This window comes from Flavobacterium sp. T12S277, from assembly GCF_048514875.1.
GTDB lineage: Bacteria > Bacteroidota > Bacteroidia > Flavobacteriales > Flavobacteriaceae > Flavobacterium.
This window is the reverse complement of record NZ_JBLYEG010000016.1, coordinates 96938-116287: the sequence shown is the minus strand read 5'-3', so window position 1 is coordinate 116287 and position 19350 is coordinate 96938. Positions and strand designations below refer to the sequence as shown.

Sequence of the window (19350 nt, the reverse complement as noted above, 5' to 3'; positions counted from 1 at the left end):
AGAACATTCACTTTTACATTTAGCAGAAGTTTAAAAGAGAATAATTACTTGTATGAAAAAAGGGGGAACTTCATAAGTACCCCCTTTTTTGCGTTTTAATGTTTACCATTTCCATGCCCTTTTCCATGTCCATGTCCATTCTCTTTATATTCTTTATTGTTTCCTTTACCGGGTTTTTGACCGATAGTTTTTTGTGGTTTTCCTTTGTACCCCTTACCGTATTTTACTTTATGAGTTTTATAATTATCATAAGGAGAATTGCCTCTGTAATCGGTTAGTACCACTTTGTATTCATTATAAAGGTCATAATTTCTATAGTTTCGCGGAAGATTTCTGGCTCTGATCCATTTTCCATTACTGATGTAAATGTAATTGGATGCATTGATGTCGTAGTACATTTCGAGATCCGGTAAATAATAGTAACGAACATCCGTATAACCCGCCGGACCCCATGCTGGAGGTGTTCCAATATTTACATTAACAGATACCTGTGCCTGTAAAGAGCTTACAGCAATGAATGTCATTGCGATAAAGAAGTATTTTAGTGATTTCATAATTTTAAATAGTATTAAATTATTAAGAATCTAAGGTAAAACAAAAATCGAACCTAAAATTAATTGATTGAAACATTTTTGCTATAAAGCCTTGATAATAAATTTACTACGTTTGTTTATTTAGTGCTCTTCTTCGGTACAAGGCACTCCATCCGAACATTTGTTTAAAGGGCAATTAGACAATGATTAAGCGATAGCCAACTCCTCTCATGTTTATGATCGAAATTCTGGAATCAGCGGCAAGATGACGTCGCAGTTTTGAAATAAAAACATCTAAACTTCTTCCGTTGAAAAAACTATCATCACCCCAAAGATCCAGAAGCACTTCTTTTCTGGAAAGGATACCGTCTTTATTTGTTAAAAATTGATAAAGAATTTGTCCCGATCTTGAAGATAAATAAATTGATTTGCCATTATAATTTAATTCATAATTGTGGTGATTGTACTTGTAATCGCCCAATTGAAAATTATTTTCATTTGTTTGAGAAGATTTATCTTTTAATAATCTGTTTACTCTCGCAATCAATTCCTCTATACTGAACGGTTTCCTTACGTAATCGTCAGCTCCTATTTCAAAACCTTTTAAGACATCTTCGGTTAAAACTCTAGCCGAAAGAAGTATAATTGGCATTTGATTCCCTTTTTCGCGAAGCATTTTTATGAAAGTGTATCCATCTAACTTTGGCATCATAATATCGGCAACAGCAATATCAAAAATTTGATTGTTAAGTGCTTCTAAACCTTCTTCACCGTTAGTTACCCACTGTACTTTAAAGCCTGCCCGCAAGAGCATATCAGTTGTAATTTCGCCCAAATTCGGATCATCCTCAATATATAATATTTTAGGTTTACGATTCATAAGAAGGCATATTGATTTCAATTAATGTACCAGTTTCAAGATGAGATTTTATTACTTTAATGGATCCTCCCTGATTTTTTAATGAATTTCTGGCAAAGCTAAGTCCAAGACCAAAGCCTTTTCTATCATGGAGGTCGTTTTCGGAGATTCGAAAATAGGGCTCAAAAATTTCTTCTGCATACTTATCCGGAATCCCTATTCCATTGTCTTTAATGTAGATTAAAACTCTATTTTGAATTTGTTTCGCAGAAATCATAATAATTGGCGCTTTGTCTGAATATTTTAATGAGTTATCGATCAGGTTTAGAAAAATTTGTTTCAACTGATCGGAGTTTCCTTTTAAATTTATTTTTTCAGGAACTCCATTGAATATAATTTTAGCTTCATTTTTCAGGATAATACCTGATATTGTTTCGACTACTTCTTCGATCAAAGTTACTAAATTGACCTGGCTGAGGATTTGTTTTTGATAGTTGCTGTCCGCTTTTGCATGTTGCAGAATCGTTTCAACCAGAGAGTATAGTTGGGTCGCAGCTCGTTGAATAATACCCGCATACTTTTTTGCTGCTTCAGGCTCACTCGCAATATCATATTTTACAAGCCCATCTGTGGCAACCATTATAGTCGAAATAGGAATTTTAAGCTCGTGAGTCATATTTTGCGTGAAGATTTCCTTGTTTTTAAGAAGCTTTCGATTGATTGTAATGTTATGGATAAACAAACTTATAGTACCTATAAAAAGAATTATATAGAATATTGAAAAAGCGATGGATTTCCATATTTGCGAAATGATAATACTGGAAAGGTTGTCTATATGAGCCCTGAAAGTGATGTTTTCTTTCATAATAAGACTAGCGACAGGTTCTGTGGTATTTTTATTCTGAATAGTACGGTTTTTAGGATACGTCGTGGTTTCTTTACTGTTTTGTCGGTAGATGGTTACTCCATTTTCGCTGAATAACTCGGGATGTAATTTTTTCAATGAATGGTAAATCAGACTATCTGCTTTATTGTACGAGAGCAATATTTTTTTACTTACTTCCTGAAACTTCTCTCCTTTATAGGGGGTTGTAGTTAATACTGTAGCACCTGACTGAGATTGAGTTATTTTGTCATAATCTATTTTTACGTGATTTAAGAGAGAATCTATTTTCGGATTTAAGGATAAATTATTCACAAACTGATTTACTAAAACTTGTCGTATTTCTAGCTTTGTCTGTTCAAGAATCTCCGTTTTTTTATTGAGATAACTGTTTTGCAGCCAATACCATTGAAAGGCTAAAACAATTACTATTGTCAGAACAAGTAAGTATTTGTCGAAACGGAAAAAGAAACTTCGCATAATTTGTATTTGATGAGGTATAAAATTACGGACTAAAACAGGCTAAATAAAATCGGTTAACACTATTTAACATTATGTAACCCTGTGATAACCCATTATGGTTTAAAGTATGCTGAAATTTGCGCAATAAAATATGTAAAACATGATACTAAAATCAAAAATTTTCTCGATTGGCATTTTGCTTATAGTGGCAGCAATGAATGCCCAAAACAATACCGAAACAGTTCGCGGCAATCCAGAGTTGCCCTCTTCAAAAACTGAGCTTCAAAAAATTACTGCTTTTGATAAGGGTAGTTTTAAATACCAGGTAGAAGATTATTTTGCAAACCCCAAAGCATCTGCGTTTAAAATTTCGCCTGATGGAAAATTTCTATCTTATAAAGAAAGAGATAAGGATGGTAAAAATCATATTTATGTAAAAAATTTAAAAACGGAGAAAGTGTCCCGTGTAATTGAAGAAAAGGATGAATTAATTCATTCTTATGACTGGTTTGATAATGAGCATCTTTATTTTTTCAAAGATAAAGGCGGAGATGAAAATATGCACGTGAATGTGGCAGACATTAAAAACGGAACTGTTAAGGATATCACCCCTTTTGATGGTGTTAAGGTGAGCCATTTTGAGATGCTGAAGGATTCGGATTATGTAATTGTTGTAATGAACAAAAACAATAAACAAATTAACGAACCATTTAAAATTAACTATAAAACCGGAGAGTTAACACTGCTGATGGAAAACAAGGATCTTAAAGATCCTATCAGCAGCTATATTTTCGACAGAGACGGTAATATAAGGGGATATTACAAGTTGAAAGATGGAGTTGTCGATCAATTGTATTACAAAGATTTAGATTCAAACAAGTTTAATCTTGTGAAAGAAACAGATTGGAAAAGCAATTTTAATATTATAAAATTTAATTATAATTCTGCTAATAAAGATGAAGTCTATGTTTCTACAAATCTTAACAGTGACAAGACAAGAATTGTTTTATATGATCTTAAAAAAAATAGCATTATAAAAGAGATCTATAGCAATCCTATATTTGATTTAAGTGAAATGGGCATAGGAGGAAAAAAACGAAATTATGAACTTGATTTTGTTGGTTACGAAGGAATTAAGCATGAAATAATTCCTATAAGTAAGTTTTATACAAAGATGTACAACAATTTGAAAAAAGAGTTTAGCGATAAAGAATTCTCAGTAGTTTCACATGATAAAAATGAAAAAACATTTTTAATACTGGTAAACAGTGATAAATTGTTTGGGAGGTATTATACATACGATGTTGCAACAACAAAAATAAAACTATTGTACGACCTAATGCCGCAGTTGAAAGAAGAAGATATGGCAGAAATGCGTCCAATACAATTCACTAGTAGAGATGGTTTGACGATATATGGATATATTACCTTGCCAAAATCGGCACTTAATGGTGAAAAGGTCCCGCTTATTGTTAATCCACATGGTGGTCCACAAGGAATAAGAGATACTTGGGGATATAATAAGGAGGCCCAATTATTTGCAAGTAGAGGTTATGCGACCTTACAAGTTAACTTTAGAATTTCTGGAGGTTATGGAAAAAAATTCCAGGAAATTGGTTATAAACAAATTGGGCGAAAAGTAATGGATGATGTTGAAGATGGGGTAAAATATGTAATTGAGCAAGGCTGGGTCGATAAAGGTAAAATAGCCATTTATGGTGGAAGTCATGGGGGTTACGCTACCTTAATGGGACTTATTAAAACTCCCGATTTATACGTTTGTGGGGTAGATTATGTTGGAGTTTCAAATATCTTTACCTTTTTTGACTCGTTCCCTGAATATTGGAAACCTTTAAGAGAACAGGTTAAAGAAATATGGTATAATTTAGATGATCCGGAAGAAGCAAAAATAGCGAAAGAAGTATCACCGGTATTTCAAACAGATAAAATTAAAAAACCATTATTTGTTGTTCAGGGTGCAAACGATCCGAGGGTCAACATTAATGAATCGGATCAAATTGTGAAAGCGCTTAGAAGCAAAGGATTTGAAACGCCTTATATGGTAAAATATGACGAAGGACATGGGTTTAAAAAAGAAAAAAACAGAATTGAACTTTATAAATGCATGTTAGGTTTTTTTGCTGAAAACTTCAATAAATAAAGCATCGTCATTCCTAATATAAAAAAATAGTTGCAGGAATTCAGGGGGTATCCAAATGCGCCACGATGCTGTCACGCAGAGTTGTTTGATTTTAAAAATTGCATAACTGCCATAAAGTAAAAACCTGTGAGTCTTTGGATTCACAGGTTTTTTGTTTTAGGAGTTTTTGAAAGGATTGAAAAAGCAGAAAAAAGTAGTCTTAAGGTTTTGCATCAAAAAAGGTATTGTCTTTAACCATGAAAAGTTATATTTTTAGCTCGGCTGCAAAACAACAGGAAATTATATAAGGAATGACAGTAGTACCCAAAATCAAGACGTATCATTTTCTTCCATACAAGTATGGCTCTGAATTGTTGTTGGATATTGGGCGTATCGAAACATTGGATAATTATGTTTTAGACAATACGTTACACCAACTTAGTTTTTATGAAGTTATTTTCATCGAAGAGGGAGCGGGTACTATTACACTAAACGAAAATAAGATCTTAATAAACCCGCGAACTATTATTTTTACAAGTCCGGGACAAGTGCGTTGTTGGGAGATTGAGAAGGAGGTAAGAGGTTATACCCTTTTCTTTGAAAAAGACTTTCTTCATCTTTTTTTCTCGGATGAACTATTTTTATATCGCTTTCAATATTTCCATCAATATTCACGTCCAACCGAGATGCAGTTATCCGTGACGTCATTTAAAAAATGTCTCGAATTGTTATATGGAATTGAACAGGAGTTTGGGCAGCTTCAGAACGATAGCAGTCATTTGATTCGATCACTTCTATATCAATTGCTGGTCCTTCTCAATCGATATTATGCAGAGGTTCACAATGTTCAAAGAGATACTTATGTGCATTTAGATTTTTATAGATTTCGATCTTTATTGGAAAAGAAATTTGCAGACCACCATAGTACGGAAGCCTATTCAAAAATGCTTAATGTAAATTCGGGATTTCTTAATAAAATTTGCAAGCAATTTAGCGGATTATCAGCTCAGCAAATGATTCACTACAAGCTAGTTTCAGAAATAAAGAAACAACTTTGTCAGAACAAATCGGTAAAAGAGATTTCGTATGAGTTTGGATTTTCAGACCCATCTAATTTTAACCGCTTCTTTAAAAAATTTACGGGGACTACACCGCAACAATATCGAAAGAAAATGTAAATGACCTTTTTAAAGATAAAATGACCATTTTGGCAGGATGAGAATATTCTAATTTTACAAAAAAAAGAATATGATAAAATTCACACTTAGTTTCCTATTGTTTTTTACGAGCGTATTGTGCTTACAGGCAGAACAGTTATACGTTAATCCTCAGACGGGTCACGATGCAAATTCCGGATTGAAAACCCACCCCTTAAAAACACTTGCAGAGGCGGCCAGACGCGTAAACTCAAACAAAGAACAGGGCGCAACCACAATCTTTCTTTCAGAAGGGATACACCTGCTAACCGAAACAGTAGTATTCACAAACGACAAGTACAGCTTTAAAAACCGTCTTGTGATCCGTGCGGTTGTTATGCCTGACGACGCCGACTGGACTCCTCAAAAAATGCCGGTCGTAGTAACGGCAGTGCCGCTTTTGCCGGGAGTGGGAGGGGAAGAAGCAAAAGGCATACAGCCCGAGGTAAGTCATGTAACCATTGAAGGTCTGCGATTTACAGGCAGTCCGGATTACTCTTATATGGATGGTAACAACCTGCGTCGTTCTTATCCGATATGGCGTAATGGAAAAAGTTTAGACGATTTGCTCGTTACCCAATGCCTGTTTGCAGGGAATGTTGATGTATTGCCCTTGCATGTTGGGGTTATAGCCAATGGTTATGGTTTGGTTATCGATCATTGTGTTTTTTTCAACTGCAAAAATCCGGTTGTTTTTTGGAAAACCGACGGAGGCACCGGCAGTCCAAATGTCATGCGTTATTCACTGGTATATGGTTGTTATTTCAGTGGTGTCTGGACTACACAAAGTACAAATGGAGAAAACTTCGACTTTCACCATAACATAATAGCAAACAGCAGTACGGTATGGATAAGAGAAAAAGGAAGCACGCGCCAGTATAAAGCATCAGATTGCCTTTTTGCAGATTATACCAATCTGGCGGGATACGGAAGCGGTCCATTGAGTGGTAACGATGCAACATCAACAGACTTTTTAAAGATGGAAAATGTACAAACTACCGGAACTGTAAAAATTGAAAAAGATCAGAGTAAACGCAATTACCTGCAATTAGCAGAAGGTTCAATTGGTTCAAACCTAAAAGCTGGGCTTTTTAAAAAGGATCTATAAGTTTTGAAACGTTCGTTTTTAGAATATAAAGAAAGTATCTCAACAAAGAAGTTGAATGGCATCATCATTTTGTAAAAGGTAGAATGCAAAAATAACTTTCGCACACAAGGGTTTTACATCAGCTAGTCTGACGTATAAACCCTTGTGGCGTCTGTTATTATAGACGTTTTACAGCTCTGGTTGCTATGAAGGAGGGGAAAAAATCGTCTATTTTGTTTTCTTCTCCCCAATTGTCTTCATACAGATTGGTCAAGCTAAAACCGGCGTCTAATTGCCCATTAATTTGGTCGGTCAGACTATGGCCAAATACCAAAGCCTCCTTATCTTTTTTCAATTCTTCTAATTTTTCAGCCGGCAATGAGTGCAGGTCTGAAAATGGCTGTTTGTAAATTAACTTCAAACTTTCTTCGTCAATTTGGAATGAAATAGGATTGATTAGACCTGTCATTAGAATTCCGTTTGGTTTTAAAACCCGGAAACATTCTTTCCAAACGGGTAAAATATTGTCAACAAAAACTATTGAACAAGGGTTAAAAATCAGGTCAAACGAATTGTCTGCAAATACAGAAAGATCTTTCATATCTCCCTGAACTATTTTTATGTTAAGGTTAAATCTGTCGCTTAAAGTTTTGTCTTGCTGCAACTGTTTTTCAGAATTGTCAAAAATAGTAACTTCCGCCCCCAAACTAGCAAAAATGGGCCCTTGTTGTCCGCCACCAGATGCCAGTCCTAAAATTTTCAAACCTTTCAGTTTGGGAAACCAATTGTGAGGGACGCTTTTTTTCGGTGTCAAAACAACATTCCAGTTTCCATTTTTTCCATTTTCTAATTCTTGTTCGGAAACGGGAATTGTCCAACGATCTTTTTTGTCAACATAATTGTCCCAAGCTGCTTTGTTATATTTTACAATGTCCATTTTTTGCTGTGCTTTGTTGTTCTACAATTGGCGCTAATTTGTTTATCCCGATAGAATGTTTTACAAAATAACCCATTTTAAACCTAACATAAACTCCAGTTTTTATCCAGAAATTCATCCTCTCCGGGCTCCTCTGTTTTATAAGCAATGGCTTCGGGAATAGAGGTCTTAGGTATGTTTACATGTACAATGGTATTTTCGGTAATGCTCTCAAGCTGGTTCAAAACCTCCTCAAGTTCGTCGAGAGTGTTGACTTCAAAACCTTTTCCTCCAAATACATCAACGAGTTTTGCATATTTCCAACGGTGCATTTCGTTGTAATTATAAACGTCGTTTAAATCGGGGATGCTGTATTCTACCTTGTCTGCACCACGAAACGGATTTGGATTAACAAGCATTTGTTCAATACCATAAATACCATTATCCAAAACAAATACAATAGTGTCGTGTTTCAGTTTATTTTGTGTAGAGATGGCCTGACAGGTTTCCTGAAAAGCACCGTCCCCAACAAATACTACCGGTCTTTTATCAGGTCTGGCACATTTTATTCCGGTTGCCGCAGGAACAGAATATCCTATCGAAAGCCATGATGCCTGTGCTACGAACCCGTTAGGTTCTGCAATACGGATGCCCTGGGCACCCAATAAAGGAAATCCCGCATCGGCAACCACTATGTGCCTTTCGTCTATAAAAGTATTGATTCGCTTGAAAAAGGTATCATAAGTAAGCGCCGGCTTCCCTCTTTTTGTACTGCTGTCATCTGCTAGAAAAAAGGATTCCGACAGTTCTTTTGCAGCATACATTTCGTAAGCGCTAAAGGTAACTTTGGTAAGTTCTTCTTTCAGGAATAGGATAAAGTCTCTTAGCGATACATTGGCCACATAAGAAGCACCAATCCTTACCCCGCTGTGATTGGCAAGTACAGTATCTTCTTTCCAGACATCAAAACCACCCAGGTTTTTACCTGTGGTCCATACGCCAAGACCAATTTTTAGCTGAGCTTTTTCGAATTGTTCCTTGACATCTTTTGGCGATGCCTTGCCATTAAACACACCTTTAAACTTCGGATGGTTTTCAGATACGATTGATTTTCCGAGTATAGAGGTCACAAATTCGGTATCGGTAGTTTCGATCAGATCAAGGAATTCGTCTTGAATACCGTAACGCTGGATTTCGATACCACCCCAGAAAATAATTTCTTTTCCGCGTGCCATTGCAGCTACTCTTTGAGCAGCCTTGCGTGCACTTGTTTGACATTTAGAGGATTCTCTTTCTACCAATGGAGTGGCAGGCGGATCGCATTCCATTCGCCAAGCATCTTCAAAAACCTCAAGATAAACGGGTCTTCCATATAAAATACAGGCATTCAGCACTGCATCAATTTTATAAGGAGCATCCGATGAACCTGTGATTTGTTCTGCCGCAACCGTAACGTTTCGAAACACATTGATGTTGCTGTACATATCACCCGTCATATGTGATGCCAGCATGCCCTGAACGAGGCTTCGTTGTTGGTCTTTGTTCGTTGGAGCGCCATTAATGACAAGCACGGGACAGTGCTCTACATACGAACCTGCAACCGAATTGAGCAGCGTAAAAGCTCCCACGCCATAGGTTACCGCTACTGCGGCGAAACCGTTTTGACGTGCATAAGCATCGGTGCAATGTCCGGCGTTTATTTCATTCGTGTCGTTAACGATTTTAATTTTTGCATTTTTGTCTTCGTGAATCGTATTTAAAAACGGTGCAGTATAATTGCCTGCAATGCCAAATAAATGCATGAGTCCTAGTTGCTCCAGACGTAGCTGCAGGTATTTTGCAACGGTTATTTTTTGCTGTGACATCTTAAATAGGGTTATTCAGGTTACCGGTATTTTCGTTGACTTCGAGTGCGGTACGGATTCCGGACTCGATGGCACCTTCAATCCAGGCATGTTTCAGCGAAGTATGCTCTCCGGCAAAATGTGCCTTCCCTTCCCATTCGGTTGAGATGATGTGACGTTGCAATAATTGTAACTGTCCGGGATTAAAGATAGCCGCTTCACCATAAGCATACGGGTCGCGCATCCAGCTTTGTGTTGCACCACCAATTAATTTTCCACCTTTCTTTTTATAGTCCTTGATGCTTGAGGTAATTACGGCAAGGTTGATAATGCGCTGCTGTTCCTTCTCGTCATCAGAGTGCATGATGGCCAGGTTTTTAAGGGCATAAAAATACCTGTCGTCATCATCCATAGAATCCCAGCGACTTGCTTCGTCAGACCAGCAATAGGATGCCAGTATGAGACCATGTCCTTTGCTTCCCAAATCATTGCTTGGATAATAGGTAAAACGATTCGAAAAATCAGTAATCGTACCGCCGCCAACAATATTATAAGGTGCTTCCTGCCACCATTTCTCACGAAATTCGAGCAATATTTTTGTAGCTGAATCGTAGTGCAGTTCGCGGATTGCTTTTCGTTTGGGCTGATCGAATTGAGGTGTTACGTACACATGTCGTAATGCGGAAAAGGGGATGGTGACAATCACTTCATCAAATTCCAGATCACCGACAGGTGTTTTTAAGGCTTTGAATCCTGCGTCTTCATAAAACTGAAAGTCACGCTCTACTTCAATATCCACTTCTATCTTTACCTTGTTGTTAACGAGCTTCATTTTGGTCATTCTGCAATCAAAATAGGTGTTTTCTTCGAGCTGATGCGCTTTAAAGAAGGCATTTGGCAGTAAGTCGCTTCCACCAACAATTTCCAGAAAAGTGGTAGAATCTTTGATGATATTTTGCTCAATAAAACTCTGGATAAAATCATAAGCCATTCTGGACTCCAGATTTTGTAAGACCCCAATCATCTCGATGGCATTCTCTGAATACATCGAATTTTCCTTTAAGAAACGACGCATCGAATATTCTCCATAGCGATCGATCAGTAAAGGCCAGTTTTTCTTGGGATTTTCGGCAATAAAAGCCTTAAGCGGATTAATGAGATCAGCCATTAACTCGTCGGCACGTCTGTTTTCGCTAGTCCCCAGATCAAAGCCCAGTAGCTTGTTTATATCAACCTTTGCTTCATCTTTTCGGATGTATTCATTTTGAACAACACGTTTGCGGTTGACGTACAAAAGGGAATTTCGAGTAGTATCCGGCTCTGGTTTAGTGGGGTCTGCCTGATAGGCGATTGCCTGTTCTTTATCGACAGACTTATAATAAAAAGGCTCGGTTTTGAGTCCGAGTTTAGCAATGTATTTGAGCACCATCTTGTGTATGGTTGGGATACGCATCGCACCGGCTTCGCCATAAACATTGTCGTCTTCAAAATATTTTTTGTGTTTAGAATTCCTGAAAGTCTTGATCCTGCCGCCAACACGGGTGTTTGATTCGACTATCGTAACCTTATGACCGGCTTGTTTTAAAAGACTTGCGGCTACCATTCCGGCCATTCCGGCACCAATGATCAGTACATTTTTCGATTTACCCGTATGCGGGATTCCCTCGTCAATGTATTCTAAGTATTTCTTGATAATAGGGTCGTTGTCTTCGTCGAGTAAGCCGTGTAAATAGTTTTCCATAATCAGGTAGTTTAGTTTTTGGTTTATTCATTTGGTGAATGAAATTCTGTAACAAATAAACTCAGTAAAATCTGGATTTTTAAGCGTAATTCTACCTGTTTTTATAGTCGAGAATTCAGAATTTTTAATTCTCCGGGTCAGAAGTCTTCATTATTGAACCGGGAAAAAAAAGCAGCATAATAAAGTTTCGAATCCAAATTACAGGTAACAGCCGAAAAGGTTTATACGGATTTATAAAGAATATTTACGAATATTCAATTGTTTGATACGAATTTATATCAACTTACATTCGCGTTATCTTTTTTTTAAAATTTGTGTTCCAAGATCTATTGACGATAATACTAAAAACGAAACAAACGAATCGGCATCCATAAAGAATGATAAATAGCAACCTATGAACATACACAAATTCATATTGATTAGAATTGCGATAGTATTGATTGCTCTTCTAATAATTTACAATGGAGCTTATTATACTTTATCAGAATTTTTACAAGAAGACAGGTTTAGTTTTGTTGCTGAAATTGATCGAATTTTTGAATTAAGTTTGATTTTTTCAATTGTATTTTTACTATTTCTATTCGCTGAAATCTATCTGTTTAACAAACGACAACAATATAAATTACGTAATGCAGCACTAATTTTCAGTGGGTTCATAACCCTTTTGGTTATTGCTTTATTTTACGCTAATGGAATTTTTTAACCCAATGATTAACCCAATTAAAAATGAAAAAACTTTTATTATTGCTCTTAATTTTACCATTTATGATTTCTTGCAAAGGACAAAAGAAGATGGATTTACTAAAATTAAATCTAAACGAACCCATCAAAGATGTAATAAACTTCAATGACAAGTTGCTTATTGGCGTTGAAACTGTTGAATACCCGTTTTGTTTGTTGATTGAAGTAAAAGAATCTGAAAAATATAGTTTTGAAGGAATTGATCTGGAAGGGCAAAAAGTCTTTTTTCAAATAAACTCCGAAAAACTCAAAACAGATAGTATTTCAAGATTTGGCGGTGGTCATATTGATTTAAAACCAATCAAAAATGAAGACGAATTAAAGAGCACTTTGCTCAGTTTTAATGCAGAAAGTAAAATTTACGGACTGAGAATAGAAATGAAAACTCAGGGTTTAAAATCGGAAATTTTAAAGAAAATAGAGTTAAAATACGGTAAGGGTACAAGAAATGCCAATACGGCCAATGGTTTGTATTGGAATCTGAAAAAGGAAAACAAATATATTTTTTTCGCACCCGATTATGACAGACTCATTATCCTGAACAATACCAATTTATCTACTACTTGTTATTGGGACACTTTCAACGGACTCATTGATTTTGGTGGCTGTGATAGCGAAAAATACACCAAAGAATTAACAAAAAACAGTACCAAACCGGAGGATACTAAAAACAAACCCATTATAAAAATTGATAAAAACTGGAATGTAAATAATCTAATTACGGGAAAATCAACTGAAGAGGATTTTGCAAAATCTCAGACGAACAAAAATTTTGAACGAATGGAGGAAATTGATGGAAGTACCGGAAATGTAAATGAAATTATGTATCAGGATGAATACCATGACTTTTATTTTTATTTATCCGCCAGTAAAGTTAATCCTGAGAATAAAAAAGAAAACCGAATTGCAGGGTATGCTATAAATGACTTCAGAAAGGTTGAAATTTCATTTGAAAATGGATTGAAAGTAGGGATGAAATTCGATGACGTAGTCAAATTATTTGACAAAAAATCAATAATTGACTATGAAGAATTAAAATTCGCAAACTATATTGAAATTAAAAATGGAGGGTACAAAACAACCTTGAATTTTGACAAAGACAAGCTGTTCTCAGGAATTTTTGTAAAATAATAACTCCTTAAAATCCAAGGCTGTCAGACAGTACTTTAACTCAAATACGAAATAGTAAAACAAAAAAGACCTTCCATCAACAACCAAAAGAAAAACAATGAGAAATAACCAGAGCTTATTTTTATCCATCATCATCATCTTAAGTTTTGCTCTGCAATCCTGTGAAAACAAAGCAAAAAACACAGACGAGATAAAAAATACAGATCAGCATAAATCGGATACCAAACAAACGGACTCTAAAATTGCTCAGGCAAAAGAAGAAGTTTTTAAGGATATTTTTGAATTTGCAGATTACAATGACGATGGAGATTACACTTCTCTCTTTGCAAAAAAAGGAGATGAATTGTACAGCTTTGTCAATGATAAAAATCAGGACAGGAGTTTATTAAGAGGAGATGTTTGTGAAATTCAATGGAAGAAAGACACCATTTATGTTGCGGGTGATGGAGAAACTCCAATGCTTGAGGATTGGTTGATTTCGGTTAGGAAAATCAAAGATGGAAATGTTTCTAAAATGCGAAAAGAGTACAAGAAAGAATTTAAATACCATTGGGGTAAAGAGAATGATTATTCAAGAGGTTTTTTAGATAAGATTTATTTATTGACGGAATATTACATAGCCAATTCCAAAAATGAACTTTTGCAGCTACATCTCAAAAATAAAGAGCAAATTAGTTATTCCATAGAAAATCAACAAAGAGAAAACAAGGATTTTACAGTTATGGGAATTGGTTATGAATTTGAAAATCGTTTTACTATTATGCAATGGCTGTATTACGATGGCGATACGGATAAACTTTACGAATATGATTTGGGCAATGATAAGCTTAGTGAATTTAAATAAAAGCAACGATTAGGCAGGTGTTAATGATAAACATCAAATCGGGATTGGTCTGTTTTTAAAATTCGTATCATACTAATTCAAAATTCTTATGAAATACACAGCTCTTTTATTCAGCCTTGTTTTTTGCCTGTTTCCTTTCAAAGATTTCGAGATACAATGGATTGAGAATCTCGATGGCGATTTTTCTTTTTCACGAAAACAGAGCTTAAAATGTGAAGCCTGGTGTTATGAGTACGCTGGCGCTACCGAAATAATCGCAAAACGATTGAATAAAGACAGCATTGAATGTTATACACTGACCAATGTGGCTACCCATTCTGCGTTGCACTTTTATGTTGTCAATAATGTCATTCGTAATCCAAGAATTGAATTGAATAGTATTGCTGATGGAAAGCGAACCTATTTGTGTAAGGATGGCAATATAAAGATGGACAAAAAAGCCATGCAAAAAGGAATCTTAAAAGCCCAATTTGATATGAAGTTTGACCATCCTGAAAATCCGGAAAAAATAATGTTTTGGAAGGGAAAAATCTATACCAGAATAAAATAAACGCAACCGCTAAAAGATAGTTTGGTTTTCGAACTTATTAGGAAAGCTTAAAAAATAATAATAAATGAAAAATAAAAAAATAGCCTTCAGTGCCCTACTAGTGGTGGTGTTTTTATCATTAGTCAGCTTTAAAAGTATTTATCGGATCGAAGACAAATTTAGAGATAACGCCGATCAGGAAATTACAGGCATTTATGTCCTGACCTCCTGCGAAAATTCGAGATTTAAAATTAAAATTGAAAAGAAAGCGGGCGTGTATTTCTTTTTAGTTTTGGATAAGAATAAAGTGATCTCAAAAGGAAAACTTAAAAAGGAAGAAAGCGATCATGTTGTCTATCTCACTTTTGGAAAGATGGGAGGGATGTACAGCGCAAATAAAATTCAAATTCAGAATTATGGAAACGCCATGAATGAATACGAACACTTTACACAATGCGATGAAAAATATTTATCATTTGTAAAATTGGAAAAGTAAAATTTTTAAGCCTAAACACAATTCATCAATGAGAAGCAACCCTTTTATTACCGTTTTCCTATTGTTTGCTATAGAAATACTAGTCTATTCTTATATAGATTATACCAATTTGATAGTGCCATCGTCCGGATATTCAGAGCTGGTTATGCTTGTTTTTTGTTTTATAGTTCCTGTAATTGCGCTTTTGATTTTGGCTTTTGTTAAAGATATTGCCTATAAAAAGGCATTTCGATACTTTTCAATATTTCTTCTGATTGCTTCCATTATCATATTTGGAGCATTGTCTTTTTTTATGGCTTTAGGAGGAGCATATCAACATTAAAAGCACATGAAAACAACAAGATTAGATTATATCAACATTTTCTTAGCTATAATTTTAGGAGCATTTGTGATCCTCAATTTTGGTGTAAGATTTAAAAATAAAGAACAGGATAAGCTATTGTGGAAAGCAGAAATTCACAGTACAGCAGGCGATTCTTTAGCAGAAAATTCCAATGGTATCAGAATTATAGAAGCCGTTTTTTTTAATAATTTCAACCAATCTGAAAGTGGTATTGATTCTGAATCAAAACTGCTAACAAGCGCTAAAAGTGAAGATTACGTTCATTTTAAAATTTGGTACAAAGAACTTTTACCCGATTCTTTAAACCTGAAATATTTTTCGATAGACGAACGTAAATTTTATCGGCTTACCAGCCCGGTTCCCTATAAAAAAATAAAAGATTGGGTGGATGAAAAGAAGGTGACTCCCATTTTAATTTTAGAAATACAGCCTAAAGGTAAAATCCTTTTGAAAATAGTAGAGGATGAGAAAGAAAATGCTGAATCGCAACTGATAGAAACATTTACTGCTAAAGAAACTACCGGAGATTTAGACATGCTGGTTTATGAAAAATCGTTAGGAGAAAAGTACAATCGCTATGAAAGTATTGAGAATATTACCGATTATTCAGACTTGCTTCAAAATCAATACAAATGGGCTGTGAAGATCGAAAAGGAAGAACAGGATGTAGTAACGAGCGTTGATGCGTATTCTTTTAAAGAGGAAAGAGTTGAAATTTTAGAAGAAAATGATACAGCTGTAGTTCGAAATATTCCGAAAGTATTTTATATTTATTGGAAAAATAAAAACAAAAGAGAATACAATATTCAGTACGAATTGAGACCAATTGAAATTTTAAATGCTTTCCGAAAACTAAATGAAACCGATGCATCTGACGCTATAATTTTGACATTGAGAGTGCATAAAAATGCTTATCCCCAATGTGAAATTTCTAAAAATGGCGTGGTCATTCCTTTAAAAGATTTATATCCAGAAAAACCATAAAACAGACTGATAGCCAATCTCAAAATACACACTTAAATTAATCCATCTTATAATATACCTAAACAGCATTAGAAATGAAAATAACCCGCCTCTTGTCTGCCTCCTTACTGATTTTGCTTTTTGCCTGCAATAAAAAAGAAAACCTTAAAAGTGCCCAATCGGGTTTAGCTGAAAATACTCAGGTTGAAACCGATTCTATACCAAAAGGAGAAGAAGCAGGGCTCAAAAAGGAAAATATCAATTTATTCACTTTAACTCCGAAAGACAGCAGTGATGTTGCTTTTGTTTCGCTTTCGGATATTTATCCTGTGAATGACGAAAAGGACACGCTTGTTTTACCTAACATCGAAAAACTGGGAAAATACGATGCTCAGTATTTTACTTTTGATAAAAATTACCGAAAAAGATTTTTATCTAAAACCAATATATCCGAAACCGATTCTGTTTTTATATTCGATTATGCGAAGCGCAAATTGGTTTCGTTTGTTGTGAAAAACCTGAAAACTGCTGCTATGTTAAATGGGTATTCTTCAGAGGGAGATTGGCCGTATCACAACTATGATTTTATGATTGGGTTTGAAATCAATAAGAAATATTTAAACGGATTCAGTGACTATTTTAGAGCTGCATTCGTATATGTGGGGAAAGAAAATCCATTTTCGAAAGAAGGTTTAAAGCCAATGGACTGGAAAAAAGTTAGCAGTAAAGAATATCCGTCAAAACCAATGAAAAGTGAAGATCGTGCTTTGTTGAAAAACAAGTTAACAGGTAATACTTACGCGTTTAAAACAGCCGATTATCAGTATTTTTTGCAAGACTATTTAGATACTAATAAAACAATTTTTTGCAGACGTCTTTTAGTGGCTGATGCTAAAACAAAAGCCATCATCATTGAAAAGCTTTACAGTCAAAGTGAAGGTACTTCTCCTGCTCCTTTGAATTATGAAGAGGGGGACAACGAAGTTAATCAGTGGGCCGGAAAACTTTTTAAAAATAAACCAGCTGTTGTTTTTGGGTTTGAATATTATTCTTTTGGATGCCCGGAAATTTCAATTATTGACAAATCAAATGAGGAGATTTTTATTCAATGTGACAATCGGCATTAACAATGTTATTGGGATGTTCGATTTCAATAGAAGTGTAGACGCTATTAAAAATCACTGCTAAGTAGGACTAAGCATTACGTACTAATCTACAAAGTCAAAGAAAGTAAAAAAATGAATATGAAGAAGTCAATATTTGCAATTTTGATAGTTTTAATGGCCGTAACAAAAACTTATGCAGGCTGGTACGAATGTTTTAGCTACAAAGGTAAAATTGATAAATATCCTATTTCCCTTTCCTTCCAAATTAAGGATGGCTATTTTGGAGAAAAAAAGAAAAAAGACTTCAATCTTATTGGAGTTTATAAATATGACAGCCATAACAACCCAATCAGACTTGAAGGTGTAATTGATTTTAAAAAGAATAAAATTTTATTATATGAAATCAGTAATGAAAAATACACCGCTATATTTGAGTTTGAATTCTCTAAAGAGAAATGTGTTGGCGTTTGGACGAATCTTTCGACCAATCAGCATTTGCCGTTACAATTAACCAATACTTCTATTTTAATTGATCAAATAGAAGAAAATGAATTTAACGATATTGAAATTTTGCAAGCCGGTTCCTTAACAGAATTCTATTTTATTGGTGTATATTCCAAAAAGAGCAATTACGATAAAGCACAAATGGACAAACTGAAAATAATCCATAAAAAAGACAATACTGTTTTTCAAATAATTGATTTTTCAAAAATAAAAACCTTAACCGGTAACATAAGAACTATAATTTTCGATAACGTTGAAATAACCGATAATAAGAAAAAAGAGTTGATTGTCTGGAATGATGTTGGAAGAATGGGCGGTTATTTAACCATTACATTTAATGCAAAAACCAATAAATTCAAATTAGATCCGAAGCCAATAATAGATGGCCCCAATTAATACGGGCAATAGTAATTTTAAAGCAAAAACATTATCCATCTTTGTAAAGTTTCTTCCAATGCAGCAGGTCATCTGTGCCGATATTAAGCTTCCTGGTACTGTTCAGCCTCCTTTAGCTGCACCTTTGGTAAAGGGGCATGTAAATGTTTTTTCAGCCTGTATATGGGAAGATAGGTAAACAATATCGAAAGCACGCCTGCTAGAACAGCATCAAGTAGGGCCATAAGGGTAGGGTCTAATTTACGGTCAACCGTTAGGCTCTGCTGCGCAGCGAGTAATACCGCTAATACCAATAAACTGGTTATAATGCCGTGTATCAGACATAATTTGGCTATAAACCTGTTTTTATTCAGCTTAGGGTCTATTGCCACTTCGATTGCTTTTTGTTCGGCGGCTACAATAACCCGTTTGATGATATCCATTGTCAGGATTACAGGTAAAAACAGCGCCATTGGCAATGTTAAACGCGCTAAGCTTTGGGGACCGGCAAAAAAATGAGTATACCCTAATTCCTGAAAACTGGCATAAGCAATAATAGAATTGAAACCTACATTAGGAAGAATATAGTAAATCGCCCGTTTTCGAAGAAAGCGTTTGAGGGTTGTTTTTTTGGGCTGAGCAGCTTTTGTCATACGT

General features: G+C 35.1%; 18 protein-coding genes. 11 read left to right on the top strand and 7 right to left on the bottom strand.

What is annotated here, in order from left to right; genetic code table 11:
- Positions 1 to 95: 95 nt before the first annotated feature.
- From ACN1CN_RS19815 to ACN1CN_RS19805, 3 genes are all read right to left on the bottom strand, one after another.
- On the bottom strand, positions 96 to 554 hold the full coding sequence (locus ACN1CN_RS19815; RefSeq protein ID WP_419137066.1) for a hypothetical protein: 459 nt from the start codon (positions 552 to 554) through the stop codon (positions 96 to 98).
- Between the two features lie 175 nt (positions 555 to 729).
- Positions 730 to 1413: a response regulator transcription factor gene (locus ACN1CN_RS19810; RefSeq protein WP_419137064.1), complete on the bottom strand. Its 684-nt coding sequence runs from the start codon at positions 1411 to 1413 to the stop codon at positions 730 to 732.
- Positions 1403 to 2755, bottom strand: a complete 1353-nt coding sequence (locus ACN1CN_RS19805; protein WP_419137061.1) for a sensor histidine kinase — start codon at positions 2753 to 2755, stop codon at positions 1403 to 1405. The genes ACN1CN_RS19810 and ACN1CN_RS19805 overlap by 11 nt, the downstream gene beginning before the upstream one ends.
- A 142-nt stretch (positions 2756 to 2897) precedes the next feature.
- On the opposite strand from ACN1CN_RS19805, the gene ACN1CN_RS19800 reads away from it, so the two are divergent.
- From ACN1CN_RS19800 to ACN1CN_RS19790, 3 genes are all read left to right on the top strand, one after another.
- Positions 2898 to 4898: a prolyl oligopeptidase family serine peptidase gene (locus ACN1CN_RS19800; protein WP_419137060.1), complete on the top strand. Its 2001-nt coding sequence runs from the start codon at positions 2898 to 2900 to the stop codon at positions 4896 to 4898.
- A 290-nt stretch (positions 4899 to 5188) separates the two neighbouring features.
- Complete coding sequence (locus ACN1CN_RS19795; protein WP_419137058.1) at positions 5189 to 6055, top strand: helix-turn-helix domain-containing protein; 867 nt, start codon at positions 5189 to 5191, stop codon at positions 6053 to 6055.
- Between the two features lie 70 nt (positions 6056 to 6125).
- The gene (locus tag ACN1CN_RS19790; RefSeq protein ID WP_419137056.1) at positions 6126 to 7181 is read left to right on the top strand and encodes a hypothetical protein; all 1056 of its coding nucleotides are present in this window, start codon (positions 6126 to 6128) and stop codon (positions 7179 to 7181) included.
- A gap of 157 nt (positions 7182 to 7338) precedes the next feature.
- On the opposite strand, the gene ACN1CN_RS19785 is transcribed toward ACN1CN_RS19790, so the two are convergent.
- From ACN1CN_RS19785 to ACN1CN_RS19775, 3 genes are all read right to left on the bottom strand, one after another.
- Positions 7339 to 8097 (bottom strand): class I SAM-dependent methyltransferase, encoded by a 759-nt coding sequence (locus ACN1CN_RS19785; protein ID WP_419137054.1) that lies wholly within the window; start codon positions 8095 to 8097, stop codon positions 7339 to 7341.
- 83 nt (positions 8098 to 8180) lie between these two features.
- Positions 8181 to 9941, bottom strand: a complete 1761-nt coding sequence (locus ACN1CN_RS19780) for an alpha-keto acid decarboxylase family protein (protein ID WP_419137052.1) — start codon at positions 9939 to 9941, stop codon at positions 8181 to 8183.
- A 1-nt stretch (position 9942) separates the two neighbouring features.
- The gene (locus ACN1CN_RS19775) at positions 9943 to 11661 is read right to left on the bottom strand and encodes a flavin monoamine oxidase family protein (RefSeq protein WP_419137050.1); all 1719 of its coding nucleotides are present in this window, start codon (positions 11659 to 11661) and stop codon (positions 9943 to 9945) included.
- A gap of 726 nt (positions 11662 to 12387) precedes the next feature.
- On the opposite strand from ACN1CN_RS19775, the gene ACN1CN_RS19770 reads away from it, so the two are divergent.
- The 8 genes from ACN1CN_RS19770 (at position 12388) to ACN1CN_RS19735 (ending at position 18714) form a co-directional block, all read left to right on the top strand.
- Positions 12388 to 13533 carry a hypothetical protein gene (locus ACN1CN_RS19770; RefSeq protein WP_419137048.1) on the top strand — a complete coding sequence of 382 codons (1146 nt, stop codon included), beginning with the start codon at positions 12388 to 12390 and terminating at the stop codon, positions 13531 to 13533.
- 97 nt (positions 13534 to 13630) lie between these two features.
- On the top strand, positions 13631 to 14377 hold the full coding sequence (locus ACN1CN_RS19765; RefSeq protein WP_419137046.1) for a hypothetical protein: 747 nt from the start codon (positions 13631 to 13633) through the stop codon (positions 14375 to 14377).
- Between the two features lie 88 nt (positions 14378 to 14465).
- The gene (locus tag ACN1CN_RS19760) at positions 14466 to 14927 is read left to right on the top strand and encodes a hypothetical protein (RefSeq protein ID WP_419137044.1); all 462 of its coding nucleotides are present in this window, start codon (positions 14466 to 14468) and stop codon (positions 14925 to 14927) included.
- 64 nt (positions 14928 to 14991) lie between these two features.
- Positions 14992 to 15402, top strand: a complete 411-nt coding sequence (locus ACN1CN_RS19755) for a hypothetical protein (protein ID WP_419137042.1) — start codon at positions 14992 to 14994, stop codon at positions 15400 to 15402.
- A gap of 28 nt (positions 15403 to 15430) precedes the next feature.
- Positions 15431 to 15724: a hypothetical protein gene (locus ACN1CN_RS19750; RefSeq protein ID WP_264524428.1), complete on the top strand. Its 294-nt coding sequence runs from the start codon at positions 15431 to 15433 to the stop codon at positions 15722 to 15724.
- A 6-nt stretch (positions 15725 to 15730) separates the two neighbouring features.
- Positions 15731 to 16729 carry a hypothetical protein gene (locus tag ACN1CN_RS19745; RefSeq protein WP_419137039.1) on the top strand — a complete coding sequence of 333 codons (999 nt, stop codon included), beginning with the start codon at positions 15731 to 15733 and terminating at the stop codon, positions 16727 to 16729.
- 74 nt (positions 16730 to 16803) lie between these two features.
- The gene (locus ACN1CN_RS19740) at positions 16804 to 17835 is read left to right on the top strand and encodes an oxidoreductase (protein ID WP_419137037.1); all 1032 of its coding nucleotides are present in this window, start codon (positions 16804 to 16806) and stop codon (positions 17833 to 17835) included.
- Positions 17836 to 17952: 117 nt separating this feature from the next.
- Positions 17953 to 18714, top strand: a complete 762-nt coding sequence (locus tag ACN1CN_RS19735) for a hypothetical protein (RefSeq protein WP_419137035.1) — start codon at positions 17953 to 17955, stop codon at positions 18712 to 18714.
- Positions 18715 to 18797: 83 nt separating this feature from the next.
- On the opposite strand, the gene ACN1CN_RS19730 is transcribed toward ACN1CN_RS19735, so the two are convergent.
- The gene (locus tag ACN1CN_RS19730) at positions 18798 to 19346 is read right to left on the bottom strand and encodes a hypothetical protein (protein ID WP_419137034.1); all 549 of its coding nucleotides are present in this window, start codon (positions 19344 to 19346) and stop codon (positions 18798 to 18800) included.
- Between the last annotated feature and the right edge of the window lie 4 nt (positions 19347 to 19350).

Excerpts from the sequence above, each read along its gene's own strand:
- ACN1CN_RS19800 (WP_419137060.1), top strand. The coding sequence starts at position 2,898 with ATGATACTAAAATCAAAAATTTTCTCGATTGGCATTTTGCTTATAGTG.
- ACN1CN_RS19760 (WP_419137044.1), top strand. The coding sequence starts at position 14,466 with ATGAAATACACAGCTCTTTTATTCAGCCTTGTTTTTTGCCTGTTTCCT.
- ACN1CN_RS19810 (WP_419137064.1), bottom strand. The coding sequence starts at position 1,413 with ATGAATCGTAAACCTAAAATATTATATATTGAGGATGATCCGAATTTG.
- ACN1CN_RS19750 (WP_264524428.1), top strand. The coding sequence starts at position 15,431 with ATGAGAAGCAACCCTTTTATTACCGTTTTCCTATTGTTTGCTATAGAA.
- ACN1CN_RS19765 (WP_419137046.1), top strand. The coding sequence starts at position 13,631 with ATGAGAAATAACCAGAGCTTATTTTTATCCATCATCATCATCTTAAGT.
- ACN1CN_RS19795 (WP_419137058.1), top strand. The coding sequence starts at position 5,189 with ATGACAGTAGTACCCAAAATCAAGACGTATCATTTTCTTCCATACAAG.
- ACN1CN_RS19730 (WP_419137034.1), bottom strand. The coding sequence starts at position 19,346 with ATGACAAAAGCTGCTCAGCCCAAAAAAACAACCCTCAAACGCTTTCTT.
- ACN1CN_RS19735 (WP_419137035.1), top strand. The coding sequence starts at position 17,953 with ATGAAGAAGTCAATATTTGCAATTTTGATAGTTTTAATGGCCGTAACA.
- ACN1CN_RS19740 (WP_419137037.1), top strand. The coding sequence starts at position 16,804 with ATGAAAATAACCCGCCTCTTGTCTGCCTCCTTACTGATTTTGCTTTTT.
- ACN1CN_RS19745 (WP_419137039.1), top strand. The coding sequence starts at position 15,731 with ATGAAAACAACAAGATTAGATTATATCAACATTTTCTTAGCTATAATT.
- ACN1CN_RS19815 (WP_419137066.1), bottom strand. The coding sequence starts at position 554 with ATGAAATCACTAAAATACTTCTTTATCGCAATGACATTCATTGCTGTA.
- ACN1CN_RS19780 (WP_419137052.1), bottom strand. The coding sequence starts at position 9,941 with ATGTCACAGCAAAAAATAACCGTTGCAAAATACCTGCAGCTACGTCTG.
- ACN1CN_RS19770 (WP_419137048.1), top strand. The coding sequence starts at position 12,388 with ATGAAAAAACTTTTATTATTGCTCTTAATTTTACCATTTATGATTTCT.
- ACN1CN_RS19805 (WP_419137061.1), bottom strand. The coding sequence starts at position 2,755 with ATGCGAAGTTTCTTTTTCCGTTTCGACAAATACTTACTTGTTCTGACA.
- ACN1CN_RS19785 (WP_419137054.1), bottom strand. The coding sequence starts at position 8,097 with ATGGACATTGTAAAATATAACAAAGCAGCTTGGGACAATTATGTTGAC.
- ACN1CN_RS19775 (WP_419137050.1), bottom strand. The coding sequence starts at position 11,661 with ATGGAAAACTATTTACACGGCTTACTCGACGAAGACAACGACCCTATT.
- ACN1CN_RS19790 (WP_419137056.1), top strand. The coding sequence starts at position 6,126 with ATGATAAAATTCACACTTAGTTTCCTATTGTTTTTTACGAGCGTATTG.
- ACN1CN_RS19755 (WP_419137042.1), top strand. The coding sequence starts at position 14,992 with ATGAAAAATAAAAAAATAGCCTTCAGTGCCCTACTAGTGGTGGTGTTT.